The sequence below is a fragment of the Streptomyces sp. HM190 genome (assembly GCF_009857135.1).
GTDB lineage: Bacteria > Actinomycetota > Actinomycetes > Streptomycetales > Streptomycetaceae > Streptomyces > Streptomyces heilongjiangensis.
Map to the genome: position 1 here is coordinate 3,167,836 of NZ_CP047318.1, position 19,414 is coordinate 3,187,249.

General features: G+C 73.2%; 15 protein-coding genes. 10 read left to right on the forward strand and 5 right to left on the reverse strand.

The window, feature by feature from the left end; translation table 11 throughout:
- The first annotated feature begins 48 nt into the window (after positions 1-48).
- The gene (locus GSY65_RS13260; RefSeq protein ID WP_159767639.1) at positions 49-852 is read left to right on the forward strand and encodes an endonuclease I family protein; all 804 of its coding nucleotides are present in this window, start codon (positions 49-51) and stop codon (positions 850-852) included.
- Positions 853-1,103: 251 nt separating this feature from the next.
- The gene (locus tag GSY65_RS13265; protein ID WP_159767642.1) at positions 1,104-2,579 is read left to right on the forward strand and encodes an FG-GAP-like repeat-containing protein; all 1,476 of its coding nucleotides are present in this window, start codon (positions 1,104-1,106) and stop codon (positions 2,577-2,579) included.
- Positions 2,580-2,639: 60 nt separating this feature from the next.
- Here GSY65_RS13265 and GSY65_RS13270 read toward each other — a convergent pair whose 3' ends face one another.
- Complete coding sequence (locus tag GSY65_RS13270) at positions 2,640-4,331, reverse strand: thiamine pyrophosphate-binding protein (protein ID WP_159767645.1); 1,692 nt, start codon at positions 4,329-4,331, stop codon at positions 2,640-2,642.
- A 34-nt stretch (positions 4,332-4,365) separates the two neighbouring features.
- A complete protein-coding gene (speB, locus tag GSY65_RS13275) occupies positions 4,366-5,367 on the reverse strand; it encodes an agmatinase (RefSeq protein ID WP_159767648.1) in 1,002 nt (333 codons plus the stop codon).
- A gap of 131 nt (positions 5,368-5,498) precedes the next feature.
- On the opposite strand from speB, the gene GSY65_RS13280 reads away from it, so the two are divergent.
- Positions 5,499-7,145 (forward strand): PucR family transcriptional regulator, encoded by a 1,647-nt coding sequence (locus tag GSY65_RS13280; protein ID WP_159767651.1) that lies wholly within the window; start codon positions 5,499-5,501, stop codon positions 7,143-7,145.
- A 98-nt stretch (positions 7,146-7,243) separates the two neighbouring features.
- Entirely contained in the window at positions 7,244-8,038 is a 795-nt protein-coding gene (locus tag GSY65_RS13285) for a phosphatase (RefSeq protein ID WP_159767654.1), read from the forward strand.
- A 25-nt stretch (positions 8,039-8,063) separates the two neighbouring features.
- Here the strand turns inward: GSY65_RS13285 and GSY65_RS13290 are convergent, their stop codons facing one another.
- From GSY65_RS13290 to GSY65_RS13300, 3 genes are all read right to left on the reverse strand, one after another.
- Complete coding sequence (locus tag GSY65_RS13290) at positions 8,064-8,948, reverse strand: acyl-CoA thioesterase (protein ID WP_159767657.1); 885 nt, start codon at positions 8,946-8,948, stop codon at positions 8,064-8,066.
- A gap of 35 nt (positions 8,949-8,983) precedes the next feature.
- The gene (locus GSY65_RS13295) at positions 8,984-10,141 is read right to left on the reverse strand and encodes an acyl-CoA dehydrogenase family protein (RefSeq protein WP_159767660.1); all 1,158 of its coding nucleotides are present in this window, start codon (positions 10,139-10,141) and stop codon (positions 8,984-8,986) included.
- Positions 10,142-10,421: 280 nt separating this feature from the next.
- The gene (locus GSY65_RS13300; RefSeq protein ID WP_159767663.1) at positions 10,422-11,162 is read right to left on the reverse strand and encodes a TetR/AcrR family transcriptional regulator; all 741 of its coding nucleotides are present in this window, start codon (positions 11,160-11,162) and stop codon (positions 10,422-10,424) included.
- 88 nt (positions 11,163-11,250) lie between these two features.
- On the opposite strand from GSY65_RS13300, the gene GSY65_RS13305 reads away from it, so the two are divergent.
- The 6 genes from GSY65_RS13305 (at position 11,251) to GSY65_RS13330 (ending at position 19,262) form a co-directional block, all read left to right on the forward strand.
- A complete protein-coding gene (locus tag GSY65_RS13305; RefSeq protein ID WP_159767666.1) occupies positions 11,251-12,867 on the forward strand; it encodes a carboxyl transferase domain-containing protein in 1,617 nt (538 codons plus the stop codon).
- Positions 12,868-12,887: 20 nt separating this feature from the next.
- On the forward strand, positions 12,888-14,837 hold the full coding sequence (locus tag GSY65_RS13310) for an acetyl-CoA carboxylase biotin carboxylase subunit (RefSeq protein ID WP_159775893.1): 1,950 nt from the start codon (positions 12,888-12,890) through the stop codon (positions 14,835-14,837).
- A 53-nt stretch (positions 14,838-14,890) separates the two neighbouring features.
- Entirely contained in the window at positions 14,891-15,820 is a 930-nt protein-coding gene (locus GSY65_RS13315) for a hydroxymethylglutaryl-CoA lyase (RefSeq protein WP_159775895.1), read from the forward strand.
- A gap of 6 nt (positions 15,821-15,826) precedes the next feature.
- Positions 15,827-16,987 (forward strand): acyl-CoA dehydrogenase family protein, encoded by a 1,161-nt coding sequence (locus tag GSY65_RS13320; RefSeq protein WP_159767669.1) that lies wholly within the window; start codon positions 15,827-15,829, stop codon positions 16,985-16,987.
- Positions 16,988-17,210: 223 nt separating this feature from the next.
- Positions 17,211-18,260 (forward strand): ABC transporter substrate-binding protein, encoded by a 1,050-nt coding sequence (locus tag GSY65_RS13325; protein WP_159767672.1) that lies wholly within the window; start codon positions 17,211-17,213, stop codon positions 18,258-18,260.
- Positions 18,261-18,404: 144 nt separating this feature from the next.
- A complete protein-coding gene (locus GSY65_RS13330; protein ID WP_159767675.1) occupies positions 18,405-19,262 on the forward strand; it encodes a siderophore-interacting protein in 858 nt (285 codons plus the stop codon).
- The last annotated feature ends 152 nt before the right edge of the window (positions 19,263-19,414 follow it).

Below are 19,414 nucleotides of genomic sequence, written 5' to 3' on the forward strand. Positions count from 1 at the left end.
CGAACCACCCCTCGTTCCACGCGGCCCTCCGGGAAGGGACACCCCCTCATGCCTGCTGCGCGGATACGCAGTTGGAAGACGGTCGCGCTCGCGACGTCGGCCGTGCTCGCCGGTCTCGTCCTGCCGGCGGCCACCGCCGCCCCCGCCTCGGCCACGACGACGGCGTACGACGACACGTACTACGCGAACGCGATCGGCAAGACCGGCACGGCGCTGAAGTCCTCCCTGCACACGATCATCAGCGACCAGACGGCCATCTCGTACTCGGCGGTCTGGAACGCGCTGAAGGTCACCGACCAGGACCCCAACAACAGCAGCAACGTCAAGCTGCTGTACAGCGGCATCTCCCGCAGCAAGTCCCTCAACGGCGGCAGCACCGGCAACTGGAACCGCGAGCACGTGTGGGCCCAGTCTCACGGCGACTTCGGCACCTCCGCGGGCCCCGGCACCGACCTGCACCACCTGCGCGCCGAGGACGTCCAGGTCAACGCCCGGCGCGGCAACCTCGACTTCGACAACGGCGGCAGCGCCTTCACCAACAGCGGCGGCAGCCTCGTCGACGCGAACTCCTTCGAACCGCGCGACGCGGTCAAGGGCGACGTGGCCCGCATGATCCTCTACATGGCGGTCCGCTACGAGGGCGACGACGGCTGGCCCAACCTGGAGCCCAACGACTCCGTCGACAACGGCGGCACCCGCTTCCACGGCCGCCTCTCCGTCCTGAAGGCATGGAACGACGAGGACCCGCCGGACGCGTGGGAGGAGCGCCGCAACGACCTCATCTACAGCGACTACCAGGGCAACCGGAACCCGTTCATCGACCACCCGGAGTGGGTCGAGGCGATCTGGTAGCAGCGGCACCGTGCCGCGCGGGCTCCCGGCCGACGCACGGCCGGGAGCCCGCCGGCTACCGCCACCCCGCGCGTCCGCGGGCCCGACCGGAAAGCCCGACCGGAAAGCCCGAGGCCCGACCCGAAAGCCCGAGGCCCGACCGGAAAGCCCGACCGGAAAGAAGGACACGTCCGCCGTACAACCCCCGCCCCTCCGTTCGAGTCGCACTTCCTGAGCAACAACTGTCATGACCGACTCGAAAGGCACCGCCCATGTCCCGAGCACCCCGAGCCACCCGACGCAGGATCAGCAGCGCCCTCCTGGCCGTACCGCTGGCCGCCTCGGTGGTGCTGACCGGCTCCGGCTCCGCGTCGGCCGCCACCACCTCCGTCCCGGCCGCGGACGACTTCAACGGGGACGGCTACGCCGACCTGGTCGTCGGAGCGCCGGGCGCGACGGTGTCCGGCAGGACGAAGGCCGGGTACGTGGCGGTGACGTACGGCTCGGCGAAGGGGCTGTCGACGGCCAACAAGAAGATCGTCAGCCGTTCGACCAGCGGGATACCGGGGGCCGCCACCCAGAACCAGCTGTTCGGCACGTCGTTCGCCAAGGCCGACCTGGACCGCGACGGCTACGGCGACCTGGTGATCGCGGGCGGCAAGGAGGGCTCGGTGATCCTGTGGGGTTCCGCGTCCGGCCTGACCGGTGGCACCGCCATCGCCTACGGGGCCGCGCCCCAGGCGGGTGACTTCGACGGCGACGGCAGGACCGACCTGGCGCTGTTCTCCGCGCAGCGGGTCAGCGGTGACGACCCGTCGGGCGCCCCGGCCGCGCTGTGGAAGGGCCCGATCAAGCGCGACGGCAAGCCGACGGCCGTACTGCCGCTGCTCGACAAGTCGCTGTGGTGGGGCTGGTCCGAGGAGGACGCCTCCTGCGCGACCGGCGGCGGCTGCGAGGACGGCCCCTCCTCCATCACCGGCCCGGTGGTCTCCGGCGAGGTGGGCGACTTCGACGGCGACGGCCGCGACGACCTCGTCCAGTGGGTCTACACCGGCGACGGCACCTGGGGGAACCGTCTGCTCATGGGCGGCGGCGCCACCGGCTTCACCCGCGGCCAGGCGCCCGGCGACACCACGGGCGGCGACGCGGGCACCGGCGTCGGCGACGTGAACGGCGACGGCTACCACGACCTGGTGGTCGGCGCCGACGACTGGTCCGAGAAGGCCCGTATCGCGTACGGCTCCGCCGCGGGCCTCACCGAGGCGAACACCCACACCTTCGACCAGGGCCTTGCGGGCTTCCCGGGCGCCCAGGAGGAGGGCGACCGCCTCGGCTCCGCCGTGTCCGTCGCCGACGTCACGGGCGACGGCTACGCGGACGTCGCGCTCGGCATCGAGGGCGAGGACATCGGCAGCATCGCCGACGCCGGCTCGGTCGCCCTGCTCCGCGGCAGCGCCGCGGGCCTCACCGGCACCGGCGCCCAGGTCTTCCACCAGAACACCGCGGGCGTCCCCGGCGTCGCCGAGGCGAACGACCAGTTCGGCGCCACGACGGCCCTGCTCGACGTCAACGGCGACGGCCACCGCGACCTGGCCGCCGCGTCCATCGCCGAGAACGCCTCCCAGGGCGCCGTCTGGCTCCTGCGCGGCACCGCGTCGGGCCTCACCACGAAGTCGGCCCTGGCCTTCGGCCCGAAGGACCTCTCGGCCCCGTACACGAACGCCCTGTTCGGCAGCTCCCTGCGCTGACCGGCTCGGCGGCGACACGGACGGGCCGCCCGGAGCGGGAGTTCCGGGCGGCCCGTCGTACTACCCGGTGACGTGCGTCGGCGCGAACATCCGCAGCACCGCCGGCAGCACCACCACCGAAGGGCCCGGCGCGGCCAGCGCCTTCGCCAGGTCCTCCGCGAGCGTCTCGGGGCTCGTCCGCACCCCCGGCACGCCGAACGACTCCGCCAGCGCCGCGAAGTCCGGGCGGGTCAGCTCCGTGCCCGTCGTCGCGCCGAACGAGTCGGTCATGTACTCGCGGAGGATGCCGTAGCCGCCGTCGTCGACGATCAGCCACGTGACGTTCAGGTCGTACTGCCGGGCCGTGGCCAGTTCGGCGACGGAGTACAGCGCGCCGCCGTCGCCGGAGACCGCGAGGACGGGGGTCGTGGGGTCGGCGACGGCAGCGCCGAGGGCCGCCGGGAAGGCGTAGCCGAGGCCGCCGGAACCCTGCGCGGAGTGCATGGTGTTGGCGCCCCGCGGGTCGAACGCCGACCACGCCCAGTACGCGAGGATCGTCATGTCCCAGAAGGAGGGCGCCCGGGACGGCAGGGCCCGGCGGACGGACGCCAGCAGGTCCTGTTCGAGGGCGAGTCCCTGGGCGTCGATGCGTGCGCGGACCTTCGCCAGGACCTCCCGCACCCGCTCCGGCGCCGACGCGTCCTGCCTCGGCTCCTCGATCGTCTCCAGCAGCGCCTGGAGCGCGAGCCGCGCGTCGGCGTGGATGCCCAGCGCGGGGTGGTTGGACTCCAGTTTGCCGAGGTCCGCCTCGATCTGGACGACCCGGCCGCGGGGCTTGAACGTGTGGTAGTTCGAGGAGAGTTCGCCGAGACCCGAGCCGACGACCAGCAGGACGTCCGCGTCCTCCAGGAAGTCCGTGGTGTGCCGGTCCTCCAGCCATGACTGGAGCGACAGCGGATGCGTCCACGGGAAGGCGCCCTTGCCGCCGAACGTGGTCACGACCGGCGCCGACAGCCGCTCCGCCAGCTGCCGCAGCTTGCCCGCCGCGTCCGCCCGTACGACTCCCCCGCCCGCGATGATCGCCGGGCGGGCGGCGGACGCCAGCAGCTCGGCCGCCACCGCCGTCAGTTCGGGGCGCGGGGGCAGTTCCTCGGGGAAGGCGTCGGCGCCCGTCACCACCGGGATCACCGTCTCGGCGAGCAGGACGTCCTGCGGGATCTCCACCCACACCGGGCCGTGCGGGGCGGTCAGCGCCGACTCCCAGGCGGCGGCGACCGCCGACGGGATCTGCGACTGCGTGCGGACGGTGTGCACGGACTTCACGACGCCCCGGAACGAGGCCGCCTGGTCGGGGAGTTCGTGCAGATAGCCGTGGCGGCCGCCGCCCAGGCCCGCCGTCGGGACCTGGCTGCCGATGGCGAGGACGGGGGCGGAGGCCGCGGCGGCCTCGTGCAGCGCGGCCAGCGAGGTCAGCGCGCCGGGACCGGTCGACACCAGCAGCGGGGCGGCCTCGCCGGTGATCCGGCCGTACGCGTCCGCCGCGAACCCCGCGTTGTTCTCCACGCGCAGGCCGACGTAGCGCAGGCCGGAGCGGCGCAGCGCGTCGAACAGGCCGAGGGCGTGCTGGCCGGGCAGCCCGAACACCGTGGTCGCGCCGAGCCCGGCCAGGGTCTCCACGACCAGGTCCCCGCCGGTGCGGCCGGGCGGAGGGTTCAGCGCGGCCTCCCGCTGGGCGGCGGTCGGACGGAGTACCAGGTCGTGGTCGTGGGTCACTGCGCTGCCTTCTCCTCGTGGTGCCCGGCGCGGTTCACCCGGCCGTGTTCCCCTTGCGGGCCTCGGCGATCTGGCGGGACATGATCGTGGTGAGTTCGTACGCCGTGTGCGAGGCGGCCACCGCGGTGATCTCGGCGTGATCGTACGCGGGCGCCACCTCGACGACGTCGGCGGAGACCAGGTTGCAGGAGGCCAGGCCGCGCAGGATCTCCAGCAGTTCCCGCGAGGTCATGCCGCCCGCCTCCGGGGTGCCGGTGCCGGGCGCGTGCGCCGGGTCGAGGCAGTCGATGTCGATGGAGATGTACAGCGGGCGGTCGCCGATGCGCTGGCGCAGCTGGTCGGCGACCTCGTCGGCGCCGCGCCGGTAGATGTCGGCGGACGTGACGATCCCGAAGCCCATCTTCTCGTCGTCGGTGAGGTCCTGCTTGCCGTACAGCGGGCCGCGGGTGCCCACGTGGGAGAGGGCGGAGGTGTCGAGGACGCCCTCCTCCACGGCCCGCCGGAACGGGGTGCCGTGGGTGTACTCGGCGCCGAAGTAGGTGTCCCAGGTGTCGAGGTGCGCGTCGAAGTGGAGCAGCGCGACCGGGCCGTGCTTCTTGGCGACGGAGCGGAGCAGCGGCAGTGCGATGGTGTGGTCGCCGCCGAGGGTCATCAGGCGGGCCCCGCTGTCGAGCAGTTCGTCGGCGGCGGCCTCGACGGTCTCGACGGCCTCGTTGATGTTGAAGGGGTTGGCGGCGATGTCACCGGCGTCCGCGACCTGGGCGAGGGCGAACGGGGAGGCGTCCTGGGCCGGGTTGTAGGGGCGCAGCAGCCGGGACGCCTCACGGATGGCGTTGCCGCCGAACCGGGCGCCGGGACGGTAGGAGACACCCGAGTCGAACGGCACGCCCACGACCGCGACGTCGGCCCGCCCGCCGACCTCGTCCAGGCGCGGCAGCCGGGCGAAGGTCGCGGGGCCGGCGTACCGGGGGATGCGGGAGGAGTCGACGGGGCCGCGGGGGTGGCCGCCGGCTGCCGGGTTCTCGTTGCTGCTCATGGCGCGTGCTCTCCAGGAGGTGGGTGCCGGTACGTGCGGTGGGGTGCGGGCGCGCGGGGGCGCGTGCCTCGACAGTAGGTGGCCGGCAAGCGGCTGCGAAGTGTACGTTTCCTCCACTGGAGCCGTTGCCGATGGAGGAAATGCACATCATGTCGGACGCGGTGTTCCCGGCCGTGCCGCCCACCCCCGCCGTACCCCTCGCCGCCCTCCTCGCCCGCGAGGACCTGGGGCTGCGGCAGATCGCGGGCCCGGCGGGCGGTGGCACGGTGATCCACGGGGCGCACACATCGGAGCTGTCCGACCCCCATCCGTACCTGCTCGGCGGCGAGCTGCTGCTGACGGCGGGCGTGCACATCCCGGAGGGCGCGGCCGGGTCGCACGCCCCGGAGGCCTCGGCGGGGGCGGACGCCCCGGAGGACGCCGGGGGCGCCGGGTCCGGCGCCTACTTCGACGCGTACGTCTCGCGGATCGTGGCGGCGGGCGGCGCGGCCCTCGGCTTCGGCCTCGCCCCGGTCCACGACACCGTCCCGGGGGCCCTGGTGGCCGCCTGCGACGCGCACGGGCTGCCCCTGGTCGAGGTCCCGCCGCGCACCACGTTCTCCGGGGTGGCGCGGGCGGTCTGGCAGCTGATGGCCCGCGCGCGGCACGCCGAGCTCCGCCGCGTCACGGAGGCCCAGCAGGGCCTCGCCGCGGCGGCGTCCCGCCCCGACCCGGTCCGGTCGGTCCTGCGCCAACTGGCCCGGCGTGTCGAGGGCCGGGCGGTCCTGTACGGCCCGGAGGGCACGGAGCTGGCGGCGTCCGGTCGCGACCAGGGGCAGGCGGTCACCCGAGCCCTGGCCGCCCTGACAGCGGTGGTGCACCCCCACCCCCCGAGGGGCGCGGGGAACCGCGCGACCGGCCACGACGCACCTGCGGCCGCCCCGGCACAGCAGCCCCCCGGGCTCTCCCCGCGCACCCCCACCCCGGCCTCCGCCACGGACACGGTCGACGGCACCCACCTCACCGCCCACGCCCTCGGCTCACCGCCCCGCTTCGCCCTCGCCGTCGCCACCCCCCGCCGCGACCCCGGCACGCACACGATCACCTCCGTGGCCGCCGTGCTCCTCTCCCTGCTCACCGGCGAGCAGCAGAGCGGCACCGGCGCGGCCCGCGTCTCCGCCCTGGTGCGGCTGCTGCTCGGCGCGGCCCCGGAGGAGGTCGCGCCCCTGCTGGGCGGGGCCGCCGCGTGGCTGGTCGTGCACGCCCACCCCAACGACGACGCGTCCCCACCCGACCCCCTGACGGCCGCCGCGCTCGGCGCGGCCCTCGGCTCCGCGCTGGTGGACCATCACGGCGACGTCGTACGCGTCCTGGTGCCCGCCGGCCGCGAGGTCACCGCCCAGCCGGGCTGGACGTGCGGAGTGAGCGCGCCGGCGGGCCCGGACGCGTGGCCGTCCGCGGACGCGCAGGCCGCCCGCGCGCTGGCCAGGGCGCGGGCCACCCGGACGGCGCTGGTGCGGCACGGGACCCGGACCGCGCTCGCCGATCTCGTGCCGGCGAGGGACGCGGCGGCCCACGCCCGCACCCTGCTGGCGCCGCTCGCGGGCTCCCCCGCGCTCGTGGAGACCCTGCGGACGTGGCTGTCGCTGCACGGCAGCTGGGACCGTACGGCCGTCGCGCTCGCCGTGCACCGCAACACGGTCCGCCAACGGGTGGGCCGCTGCGCCGCGTTGCTGGGGGCCGACCTGGACGACCCGGACGTGCGGATGGAGTTGTGGTTCGCGCTGCGCCAGGAGTGAACCGCTGGGGCGAACGGCCGGCCGACGGGGGGAGTGACGCAGGTCGCAGCGGACGGTACGCCCGCGACTGGCGCAGTCGTCTGCCTCACAATGGACGCATGCCGATACCCGGGACCCCCAGCCGCGCCGAGCTCGTCGAACACCTCGTACGGACGCGCATCGCGGGCGACGTCGCCACGCCGCGCGAGAACAACCTCTCCCACTACCGCGAACTGGCCAACGGCAACCGCCACTACTGGCTCGGGCTGGAACTCGGCGACCGCTGGAGCGACGAGCAGGACGTGCTGGCCGTGATGGCCGAGCGGGTCGGCGTCAACGACGACCCCGGGTACCGCTACGGCCAGGACACCATCGACCCGGATCTGACGGTCGACGCGCTGGAACGCATGGCGGCGCGGCTGCGCAAGGCGGCGGAGGGCACCCAGCGGGTCCTGTTCGCCACCGGCCACCCCGGCGGCCTGCTGCACGTGCACCACGAGACGGCGCGGGCGCTGCGCGCGGCGGGCTGCGACATCGTCGTCATCCCGGACGGGCTCCAGACGGACGAGGGGTACGTGATGCAGTTCGCGGACGTGGCCGTCCTCGAACACGGCGCCACGCTCTGGCACACCCATTCGCCCGAGCCGATGCGGGCGATCCTGCGGGGCCTGGAGGGCGCCGGCCGGCCGCTGCCCGACCTGGTGGTCGCCGACCACGGATGGGCGGGCTGCGCGGCCCAGCTCGGCATCGACTCCGTCGGCTACGCGGACTCCAACGACCCGGCCCTCTTCCTGGGCGAGGCCGAGGGCACCCTCCAGGTCGCGGTCCCGCTCGACGACCACGTGGTCAGCCCGCGCTACTACGACCCGATGACGGCGTACCTGCTGGAGCAGGCGGGGCTGCGGGAGAGCTGACGGCGAACCCCCTGACCAGGCACTCCTAGGGGCTCGTCGGCTTCGGGCGGGGGACGCGGACGACGCCCTCCTGGATCACGGAGATCGCGAGCCGGCCGTCGCGGGTGTAGATGCGGCCCTGGCCGAGGCCGCGCCCGGCCGACGCGGACGGCGACTCCTGGTCGTACAGCAGCCACTCGTCGGCGCGGAACGGCCGGTGGAACCACATGGCGTGGTCGAGCGACGCCCCGACGACGTCGCCGACGGCCCAGCCGCCGCGTCCGTGGGCGAGCAGGATGGAGTCGAGGAGGGTCATGTCCGACACGTAGGTGGCGAGCACCACGTGCAGCAGGGGGTCGTCGTCGAGCTTGCCGTTGGCGCGGAACCAGACCTGGGAGCGGGGTGCGCGGGGCTCGCCGTAGCGGCCGTAGGGCGGGTCGTCGACGTAGCGCAGGTCGACGGCGGCCCGTGCCTCCAGCATCTTCTCCACGACGGCCGGGTCGAGGCCGTACGCCGGGAGGCGCTCCTCGGCGGTGGGCAGGGTCTCCGGGTCGGGCGCGGGCGGCATCGGGGCCTGGTGTTCGAGGCCCTCCTCCCACCGCTGGAACGACGCCGACAGGGCGAAGATCGGCTGTCCGTGCTGGACGGCGAGGACGCGGCGCGCGGTGAAGGACCGGCCGTCGTTCATGCGCTCGACCGTGTAGACGATGGGCGCGCCCGGGTCGCCGGTCCGCAGGAAGTACGCGTGGAGGGAGTGGGGCAGCCGGTCCTCGGGGACCGTCCGCCCCGCGGCGACGAGCGCCTGCGCCGCGACCTGCCCGCCGAAGACGCGCGGGACGATCGCGGGCCGGGACGGGCCGCGGAAGATGTTCTCCTCGATCTGCTCCAGGTCGAGCAGATCGAGGAGATCCTCAAGTGGTGCCTGACTCATGGGGTCAGTTGTACGGGACGGTGATGACCGGGGCCTTACAGCCCCATGTCCTTGGCGATGATCGTCTTCATGATCTCGCTGGTGCCGCCGTAGATGCGGTTGACGCGGTTGTCCGCGTACAGGCGGGCGATCGGGTACTCGTTCATGAAGCCGTAGCCGCCGTGCAGCTGGAGGCAGCGGTCGATGACGCGGTGGGCGACCTCGGTGGTGAACAGCTTGGCGCTGGCGGCCTCGGCCGGGGTCAGCTCACCGGCGTCGAGGGCCTCCGTGGCGCGGTCGACGACCGCCTCGGCGGCGTCCACCTCGGCCTGGCAGGCGGCCAGCTCGAACTTGGTGTTCTGGAAGGCGGCGACGGGCTGCCCGAAGACGACGCGGTCCTGGACGTACTGCTTGGCGAACCGGATCGCGGCCTTGGCCTGCGCGTAGGCGCCGTAGGCGATGCCCCAGCGCTCGGAGGCGAGGTTGTGGCCGAGGTAGTAGAAGCCCTTGTTCTCCTCGCCGAGGAGGTCCTCGGCGGGGACCTTGACGTCGACGAACGCCAGCTCGGCGGTGTCGGAGGTCTTCAGGCCGAGCTTGTCGAGCTTGCGGCCGACCGAGTAGCCCTCGGCCTTGGTGTCGACGACGAACAGGGAGATGCCGTGGCGGCGGTCCTCCTTGGTCGGGGCGGCCGTGCGGGCGCAGACGATCATGCGGTCGGCGTGCACGCCGCCGGTGATGAAGGTCTTGGCGCCGTTGAGGACGTAGTGCGTGCCGTCCTCGCTGAGCTTGGCGGTGGTGCGCATGCCGGCGAGGTCGGAGCCGGTGCCCGGCTCGGTCATCGCGATCGCCCACATCTCCTCGCCGGAGACGAACTTGGGCAGGTAGCGCTTCTTCTGCTCGTCGTTGGCGAGCATCTTGATGTACGGCAGGCCGAGCAGGACGTGCACGCCGGAGCCGCCGAAGGTGATGCCGGCGCGGGCGGTCTCCTCGTAGAGGATGGCTTCGAACTTGTACGAGTCGATGCCGGCGCCGCCGTACTCCTCGTCCACGCGGATGCCGAAGACGCCCAGCTCGGCGAGCTTGTAGTAGAAGTCGCGCGGCGCCTGGCCCGCGGCCAGCCACTCGTCGTAGACGGGGACGACCTCGGCCTCGATGAAGGCACGCAGGGTCTCCCGGAACGCCTCGTGATCCTCGTTGAACACCGTACGGCGCACAGCCGACCCCTTTCTGCGCCCGAACCGGCGCCACTGTCACCCACATGGCTGCAAGCCGGCGGATCCGGGGTCGAACGACCCCACCCCGCATGGCTAAGCGCTTGCTCAGACCCCACCGTACCGGCGAGTACGAACAGCCGTCCAGACAACCGAGGGGGTAACGCTCGTCACGCCGGGCACCCCGCCCGGCCCACGCGCCGGCCCGGGCGCCGGTCCTCGCTCCGGCCCCGCACCGGTACCGGCCACGGACGCCCTCGGGGGTGATCCGGCACGGACCGGCTCAGTCGGCGGCAGCCGCCGCTGCGAACGCGCCGCGGGCCATGCGGTGCAGCAGCTCCGCCGTGGCCGCGCGGCCCGGCAGGGAACCCGGGCGGCCCAGGTGGGGGGTGGAGTTCAGGAGGCCGAAGACGGAGTGGACGGCCGAGCGGGCGGCCGGCTCGGTGAGGGCGGGGTAGACCTCCCGGAGCACCTCGACCCACAGTTCGACGTACTGCCGCTGGAGCTGGCGCACCAGCTTGCGGTCGCTGTCGCGGAGGCGGTCCAGCTCACGGTCGTGCAGGGTGATGAGCGGACGGTCGTCGAGGGCGAAGTCGATGTGCCCCTCGATGAGCGAGTCCAGCACCGCCCCGGAGTCCCGCCGCCCCCTGTGTCCGTCCACCCGCGACCCGCCGGCAACGGCACCCCCGACGACCGCACCACCCCCGGCCGCCACCCCACCGCCAGGAGCGCCACCGGCGGTACGGCCCGCACCCCCGGCCCCCCGGCCACCCCCCGCGGAGCCGTCCGCCTCGGCGATCCTGCGCTTCGCGCCCGTCAGCAGCCGGCCGCTGATGCCGACCAGCAGCTCGGCGAGCATCGCGTCCTTGCCGGCGAAGTGGCGGTAGAGGCCGGGGCCGCTGATGCCGACGGCGGCGCCTATCTCGTCGACGCCGACCCCGTGGAAGCCGCGCTCGGCGAAGAGCCGGGCGGCCTCCTTGAGGATCTGCTCACGGCGGGTGGGGGCGTCGGTTCTGGTGGCCATGGAGCCAATTCTAGACAGGGAGGTTAGCGGTCGTTAACCTGGGGGAAATGCGTTAACGCTCATTAACAAAAGGTGAGGGGACCGCACGATGGACCAGGCACCGGAGCTCACGACCGCGGCGGACCCCGCGGCTGAGTCGTTTCGGGCCAATGAGGCCGCGCACCGCGCCCTCGGCGAGGAACTGCGCGCCAGACTGGCCGCGGCCCGCCTCGGCGGCGGCGAGAGGGCGCGCGCCCGGCACACCGCCCGCGGCAAGCTGCTGCCGAGGGACCGGGTCGACACCCTCCTGGACCCGGGCTCGCCCTTCCTGGAGCTGGCCCCCCTCGCCGCCGACGGCATGTACGACGGGCAGGCGCCGGCGGCCGGGGTGATCGCCGGGATCGGCAGGGTCAGCGGCCGTGAGTGCGTGATCGTGGCCAACGACGCCACCGTCAAGGGCGGCACGTACTACCCGATGACGGTGAAGAAGCACCTGCGGGCCCAGGAGGTGGCACTGGAGAACCGCCTCCCCTGCCTCTATCTCGTCGACTCCGGCGGCGCCTTCCTGCCGATGCAGGACGAGGTCTTCCCCGACCGCGAGCACTTCGGCCGGATCTTCTACAACCAGGCCCGGATGTCGGGCGCGGGCATCCCGCAGATCGCGGCCGTCCTCGGCTCCTGCACGGCGGGCGGCGCGTACGTGCCGGCGATGAGCGACGAGGCCGTGATCGTCCGCAACCAGGGGACGATCTTCCTCGGCGGCCCCCCGCTGGTGAAGGCCGCCACAGGTGAGGTCGTCACCGCGGAGGAGCTGGGCGGCGGCGAGGTCCACTCCCGGGTCTCCGGGGTCACCGACCACCTCGCCGAGGACGACGCGCACGCCCTGCGGATCGTGCGGACCATCGTCTCGACGCTGCCCCCGCGCGGCCCGCTCCCCTGGTCGGTCGAACCGGCCGTCGAGCCGAAGGTCGACCCGTACACGCTGTACGGGGCGGTGCCGGTCGACTCGCGCACCCCGTACGACGTGCGGGAGGTCATCGCGCGCGTGGTGGACGGCTCGCGGTTCGCCGAGTTCAAGGCGGAGTTCGGGCAGACCCTCGTCACCGGCTTCGCCCGGATCCACGGCCACCCGGTGGGGATCGTCGCCAACAACGGCATCCTGTTCTCGGAGTCGGCTCAGAAGGGCGCCCACTTCATCGAACTGTGCGACCAGCGCGGCATCCCCCTGGTGTTCCTGCAGAACATCTCCGGCTTCATGGTCGGCCGGGACTACGAGGCCGGCGGCATCGCCAAGCACGGCGCCAAGATGGTGACGGCGGTGGCCTGCACCCGCGTCCCCAAGCTGACGGTCGTCGTCGGCGGCTCGTACGGCGCGGGCAACTACTCGATGTGCGGCCGGGCCTATTCACCGCGCTTCCTGTGGATGTGGCCCAACGCCAAGATCTCGGTGATGGGCGGCGAGCAGGCCGCGTCGGTCCTCGCGACCGTGAAGCGGGACCAGTTGGAGGCACGGGGGGAGCAGTGGACCCCGGAGGACGAGGAGTCCTTCAAGGACCCGATCCGCGCCCAGTACGAGCGCCAGGGGAACGCCTACTACGCCACCGCCCGCCTCTGGGACGACGGCGTGATCGACCCGCTGGACACCCGCCAGGTCCTGGGCCTCGCCCTGACCGCGTGCGCCAACGCGCCCCTGGGTGACCCCCAGTTCGGCGTCTTCCGGATGTGAGGGGGCTTGTGAACATGAGCATGTTCGACACGGTGCTGGTGGCCAACCGCGGCGAGATCGCCGTCCGCGTCATCCGCACCCTGCGCGCCCTCGGCGTCCGCTCGGTCGCGGTGTACTCCGACGCGGACGCCGACGCCCGGCACGTGCGGGAGGCCGACATGGCGGTACGGATCGGTCCGGCGCCGGCGGCGGAGAGCTATCTGTCGGTGGAGCGCCTGCTGGAGGCGGCGGCCCGCACGGGCGCGCAGGCCGTGCACCCGGGCTACGGCTTCCTCGCGGAGAACGCCGGGTTCGCGCGGGCGTGCGCGGATGCGGGGCTCGTCTTCATCGGGCCGCCCGCCGACGCCATCTCCCTGATGGGCGACAAGATCCGCGCCAAGGAGACGGTCCGGGCGGCCGGGGTGCCGGTGGTCCCCGGCTCCAGCGGCAGCGGTCTGACCGACGCCGAACTCGCCGCCGCCGCACGGGAGATCGGGATGCCGGTGCTGCTGAAGCCCAGCGCGGGCGGCGGCGGCAAGGGCATGCGGCTGGTGCGGGACGAGGGCGCGCTGGCCGACGAGATCGCCGCCGCCCGCCGCGAGGCCCGCGCCTCCTTCGGCGACGACACCCTGCTCGTGGAGCGGTGGATCGACCGCCCCCGGCACATCGAGATCCAGGTCCTGGCCGACCACCACGGGCACGTGATCCACCTCGGGGAGCGCGAGTGCTCCCTGCAGCGCCGCCACCAGAAGGTCATCGAGGAGGCGCCCAGCGTCCTGCTCGACGAGGCCACCCGCGCCGCGATGGGCGAGGCGGCGGTCCAGGCGGCCCGCTCCTGCGGCTACGCCGGCGCGGGCACGGTCGAGTTCATCGTCCCCGGCGGCGATCCGTCGTCGTACTACTTCATGGAGATGAACACCCGCCTCCAGGTGGAGCACCCGGTGACCGAGCTGGTCACCGGCGTCGACCTGGTGGAGTGGCAGCTGCGGGTCGCGGCGGGCGAGCGGCTGGCCCTCACACAGGACGACATCCGGCTGACGGGCCACGCGGTCGAGGCGCGGATCTGCGCCGAGGACCCCTCGCGTGGCTTCCTGCCCTCCGGCGGCACGATCCTCAGGCTGCGCGAGCCGCAGGGCGACGGCGTCCGCACCGACTCCGGCCTCACCGAGGGCACGGAGGTCGGCTCGCTGTACGACCCGATGCTGTCCAAGGTCATCGCGTACGGCCCCGACCGGCCCACCGCGCTGCGCCGGCTGCGGGCCGCCCTCGCCGGGACGGTCACCCTCGGCGTGCAGACGAACGCCGGGTTCCTGCGCCGGCTGCTGGCGCATCCGGCGGTGGTCGCGGGCGACCTGGACACCGGCCTGGTCGAGCGGGAGGTCGACGGGCTCCTGCCGGAGGGGGTGCCCGAGGCCGTGTACGAGGCGGCGGCGGCCCTGCGGCTCGACGGGCTGACGCCCCGCGGGGACGGCTGGACGGACCCCTTCTCGGTGCCGAACGGCTGGCGCCTGGGCGGTGCGGCCGTCCCGCCGGCGTTCGACCTGCGGGTGCCGGGCCTCGAACCCGTCACCCACCGCCCGCTGGGCACCCACACCGTCACCGGCGACCGGGTCTCGGTGACCCTGGACGGCGTCCGTCACACCTTCCACCACGCCGGTGGCTGGCTCGGCCGGGACGGCGACGCCTGGCACGTACGGGACCACGACCCGGTGGCCGCCGCCCTGACCGGCGCGGCCCACGGCGGCGCGGACTCGCTGACGGCGCCGATGCCCGGCACGGTCACGGTGGTGAAGGTGGCCGTCGGGGACGAGGTGAGCGCCGGTCAGAGTCTGCTGGTGGTGGAGGCGATGAAGATGGAGCACGTCATCGCCGCGCCGCACGCCGGGACCGTCACCGAGCTGGACGTGGCGCCGGGCACGACCGTCGCCATGGACCAGGTGCTGGCGGTCGTCGCCCCGCACGAGGAGCAGGACGCGGAGGCCGCGCGATGACCGCACCGGACAGCACGGCGACGACCGCCGGGGGCACTGCCCTCGGCCTCCCGATGACCGTGCCCGCCCCGGCCTCCGACGGGCTCCCGGCACGGGTCCGCATCCACGAGGTGGGCGCCCGGGACGGCCTGCAGAACGAGAAGGCGACCGTCCCGACGGAGGTGAAGGCCGAGTTCGTCCGCCGGCTGGCCGGCGCGGGGCTCACGACGATCGAGGCGACGAGCTTCGTGCACCCGAAGTGGGTGCCGCAGCTCGCCGACGCCGAGGCACTGTTCCCGCAGGTCGCCGATCTGCCGGTGGACCTGCCGGTCCTGGTGCCCAACGAGCGCGGTCTCGACCGGGCCCTGGCGCTGGGCGCCCGCCGGGTGGCCGTCTTCGCCAGCGCCACCGAGTCCTTCGCCAAGGCCAACCTGAACCGCACGGTCGACGAGGCGCTGGCCATGTTCGACCCGGTGGTCGGGCGGGCGAAGGCCGACGGCGTGCATGTGCGGGGCTATCTGTCCATGTGCTTCGGCGACCCCTGGGAGGGCCCGGTGCCGGTGGCGCAGGTCGTCCGGGTCTGCCGGGCCCTCATCGACCTGGGCTGCGACGAGCTGAGCCTCGGCGACACCATCGGCGTCGCCACGCCGGGCCATGTGCAGGCGCTGCTCCTGGCGCTGAACGAGGCGGGCGTGCCGACCGGGACCCTCGGTGTCCACTTCCACGACACCTACGGCCAGGCCCTCGCCAACACCCTCACGGCGCTGCGGCACGGCGTCACGACCGTCGACGCCTCCGCCGGCGGCCTCGGCGGCTGCCCTTACGCGAGGAGCGCCACCGGCAACCTCGCCACGGAGGACCTCGTGTGGATGCTGCGGGGCCTCGGCATCGACACCGGCGTCGACCTCGGCCGTCTCGTCGCCACCAGCGCGTGGATGGCCGACCACCTGGGCCGACCCAGCCCGTCCCGCACCGTACGAGCCCTCTCCCACAAGGAGCAGTGAGTTTTCATGGACCACCACCTCTCTCCCGAACTGGAAGAACTCCGCCGCACGGTGGAGGAGTTCGCGCACGAGGTCGTCGCGCCGAAGATCGGCGACTTCTACGAGCGGCACGAGTTCCCGTACGAGATCGTGCGCGAGATGGGCCGTATGGGCCTGTTCGGGCTGCCGTTCCCGGAGGAGTACGGCGGCATGGGCGGTGACTACCTGGCGCTCGGCATCGCCCTGGAGGAGCTGGCCCGGGTCGACTCGTCCGTGGCCATCACCCTGGAGGCGGGTGTCTCCCTGGGCGCCATGCCGATCCATCTGTTCGGCACGCGGGCCCAGAAGGAGGAGTGGCTGCCGCGGCTGTGCTCCGGGGAGGTCCTGGGCGCGTTCGGCCTCACCGAGCCGGACGGCGGCTCGGACGCGGGCGCGACCCGTACGACGGCCCGGCTCGACGAGGAGACCAACGAGTGGGTGATCAACGGCAGCAAGTGCTTCATCACCAACTCCGGCACCGACATCACGGGGCTCGTCACGGTCACGGCGGTCACCGGCCGCACCCCGGAGGGCAAGCCGCTGATCTCCTCCATCATCGTCCCGTCCGGCACCCCGGGCTTCACGGTGGCGGCCCCCTACTCGAAGGTCGGCTGGAACGCCTCCGACACCCGTGAGCTGTCCTTCTCCGACGTCCGGGTCCCGGCGGAGAACCTCCTCGGCGAACTCGGCCGCGGCTACGCGCAGTTCCTGCGCATCCTCGACGAGGGCCGGATCGCCATCTCGGCGCTCGCCACGGGGCTCGCCCAGGGCTGCGTGGACGAGTCGGTGAAGTACGCCAAGGAGCGCCACGCCTTCGGCCGGCCGATCGGCTCCAACCAGGCGATCCAGTTCAAGATCGCCGACATGGAGATGAAGGCCCACACGTCCCGTCTGGCGTGGCGGGACGCGGCCTCGCGGCTGGTCGCCGGGGAGCCGTTCAAGAAGGAGGCGGCGCTGGCGAAGCTGTACTCCTCCACGGTCGCCGTCGACAACGCCCGCGACGCCACGCAGATCCACGGCGGCTACGGCTTCATGAACGAGTATCCGGTGGCCCGTATGTGGCGCGACTCCAAGATCCTGGAGATCGGCGAGGGCACGAGCGAGGTCCAGCGCATGCTGATCGCGCGTGAGTTGGGGCTCGTGGGCTGACACCGCCGTATCGGGACGGTGTCGAGAGGGCCGGATCCGATCCGCACGGATCCGGCCCTCCGCCGTGCGGGAGGCGGTCCGGCGGTCACGGGGACGGGCACCCGCCCCGGCGAGGTGCCCGCACAGCGGACCCCACCCCCTGGACAAGCGGTGAGGTTAGGCTAACCTACCTTCGAACTCACCCTCGGGCGGCACTCCGCCCCGTTCGAAAGTAGCCACACTCATGCCCAACGCCAGAGCCGCTCATCTCACCCGCCGTGGCATCCTCGCCGCCGGTGGCGCACTCGGTCTCGGTGCCGTGCTCGCCGCCTGCGGAGACGACAAGGCGAGCGGTGGCGCCGGCTCCGGCGAGAAGACGGCTGCCGCCACGTCGGGCCCCTGGACGTTCAAGGACGACCGCGGCGAGACCGTCAAGCTCGACAGGACCCCGGCGAACATCGTCGCCTTCGTCGGCGTCGCCGCCGCGCTGCACGACTACGGCATCGGCGTGAAGGGCGTCTTCGGCCCGACCAAGCTGCAGAACGGCAAGGCCGACGTCCAGGCCGGCGACCTCGACGTCAGCAAGGTCACCGTCATCGGCAACGTGTGGGACGAGTTCAGCGTCGAGAAGTACGCGGCCCTCTCCCCCGACGTCCTCATCACCACGATGTTCGACGACGCGGGCACCCTCTGGTACGTGCCCGAGGCGTCCGCGGAGAAGATCGCCAAGCTCGCCCCGAGCGTCGGCATCTCCGTGTTCGACCGTCAGATGACCGAGCCGCTCCAGCGGGTCTACGAGCTGGCCAGGTCACTGGGCGCGGACGTCGAGTCCGAGAAGGTCACGGCGGCGAAGAAGCGGTTCGAGGACGCCGCCGCCCGGCTGCGCGCGGCCACCAAGGCCAAGCCCGACATCAAGGTGCTGGCCGGTTCGGCCAGCCAGGACATCTTCTACGTGTCCGGCTCGAACCTCTCCATCGACCTGGAGTACTTCAAGTCCCTCGGTGTGAACTTCGTCGAGCCGAGCGCCGAGGCGCTGAAGGCCAGCGGCGGCTGGTTCGAGAACCTCAGCTGGGAGAACGTCGACAAGTACGGCGCGGACGTCATCATCATGGACAACCGCACGTCGGCGATCCAGCCGGACGCGATCGAAGAGGCGACCTGGAAGAAGCTGCCCGCGGTGAAGGCCGGTCAGGTCATCGGGCGCAACCCCGAGCCGATCCTGTCCTACGACAAGTGCGCGCCGCTCCTGGAGGAGCTGGCCGAGGCGATCGAGAAGGCCAAGAAGGTCAGTTGAGGCCCTGACCGCGGGTGAGCCGCGCGTGCGCCGTGGCCGGCGCGCGCACGCGGCGGCGCCGCACACGCCGACGCCCCGCGTCCCCGACCGTGCCGGGCGCGACCTCCCGCCCACCCGCGCCCCGACCCGTCCCAGGAGCATGCGATGACGACGGCCGTAGCCGCCCCCTTCCGTTTCTTCCCCCTCCAGGTCGTGCGGACGCGACGGCTGGGGCCGTCTCTCGTGCGTGTCTCCTTCGCGGGGGACGACCTGCGGTTCTTCCGGTCCGACGGGAGGGACCAGTCGCTGTCGCTGTTCCTGCCGCAGCCGGGGCAGGACGCCCCCGTCGTCCCCTACGAACTGGGCGACGGCTGGTGGCAGGCATGGCGGGAACTGCCGGACGACATGCGGGCGGTGATGCGCTCGTACACGCTGCGAGGGCTGCGGACCGACGCGTGCGGGGAGACCGCCGGGATCGACATCGACTTCGTGCTGCACGGGGTGGAGCCGGGGGCCGCCGTGCCCGCCGGGCCGGCGTCCCGGTGGGCGTCGGGGGCGCGGACCGGGGACCGGGTGGTGCTGCTCGGACCCGCGGTCGCCGACAACCGGGCGATCCGGTTCCGGCCGCCGGAGGGCACCGACCTGGTGGTGATCTGGGCGGACGAGACGGCGCTGCCGGCCGCCTCGGCGATCCTGGAGTCGCTGCCGGCCGGGACGCCGGCGCGGGTCTGGCTGGAGGTCCACCACGCGGGGGACGTCCAGGACCTGTCCACCGAGGCCGACGCCGAGATCACCTGGCTGGTGCGCGGCGAGGGCGCGCCGTCCGCGGTGGACGCCGTCCGCGCCGCCGTACTGCCGCCCTGCGCGTTGCCGTACGCCTGGATCGCCGGGGAGTCCGGGCGGGTCAAGGAGCTGCGCCGGCATCTGGTGCGGGAACGCGGCGTCGACAAGCGGCGCGTGACCTTTGTCGGGTACTGGCGTGAGGGCCTGACGGAGGAACAGCTGCGGGAGCGCGGCGAATAGGGCGCTCGTCGGGCCAACTGCCGTCACCGGCCGCGTGACTGACGTGATGACAGTCACGGAGGAGGCATGGCCACACCCGACCAATTTAGGTTAGGCTTGCCTAAGTTGAATTCGGGATTCCACTCCACTCCCCCTCATCTCTCCGTCCCACC

Coding starts and splice junctions, on each gene's coding strand:
- GSY65_RS13290 (WP_159767657.1), bottom strand. CDS start 8,948: ATGAGTCAGGCACCACTTGAGGATCTCCTCGATCTGCTCGACCTGGAG.
- GSY65_RS13305 (WP_159767666.1), top strand. CDS start 11,251: ATGGACCAGGCACCGGAGCTCACGACCGCGGCGGACCCCGCGGCTGAG.
- GSY65_RS13320 (WP_159767669.1), top strand. CDS start 15,827: ATGGACCACCACCTCTCTCCCGAACTGGAAGAACTCCGCCGCACGGTG.
- GSY65_RS13280 (WP_159767651.1), top strand. CDS start 5,499: ATGGAGGAAATGCACATCATGTCGGACGCGGTGTTCCCGGCCGTGCCG.
- GSY65_RS13300 (WP_159767663.1), bottom strand. CDS start 11,162: ATGGCCACCAGAACCGACGCCCCCACCCGCCGTGAGCAGATCCTCAAG.
- GSY65_RS13265 (WP_159767642.1), top strand. CDS start 1,104: ATGTCCCGAGCACCCCGAGCCACCCGACGCAGGATCAGCAGCGCCCTC.
- GSY65_RS13285 (WP_159767654.1), top strand. CDS start 7,244: ATGCCGATACCCGGGACCCCCAGCCGCGCCGAGCTCGTCGAACACCTC.
- GSY65_RS13260 (WP_159767639.1), top strand. CDS start 49: ATGCCTGCTGCGCGGATACGCAGTTGGAAGACGGTCGCGCTCGCGACG.
- GSY65_RS13310 (WP_159775893.1), top strand. CDS start 12,888: ATGTTCGACACGGTGCTGGTGGCCAACCGCGGCGAGATCGCCGTCCGC.
- GSY65_RS13315 (WP_159775895.1), top strand. CDS start 14,891: ATGACCGTGCCCGCCCCGGCCTCCGACGGGCTCCCGGCACGGGTCCGC.
- GSY65_RS13330 (WP_159767675.1), top strand. CDS start 18,405: ATGACGACGGCCGTAGCCGCCCCCTTCCGTTTCTTCCCCCTCCAGGTC.
- speB (WP_159767648.1), bottom strand. CDS start 5,367: ATGAGCAGCAACGAGAACCCGGCAGCCGGCGGCCACCCCCGCGGCCCC.
- GSY65_RS13325 (WP_159767672.1), top strand. CDS start 17,211: ATGCCCAACGCCAGAGCCGCTCATCTCACCCGCCGTGGCATCCTCGCC.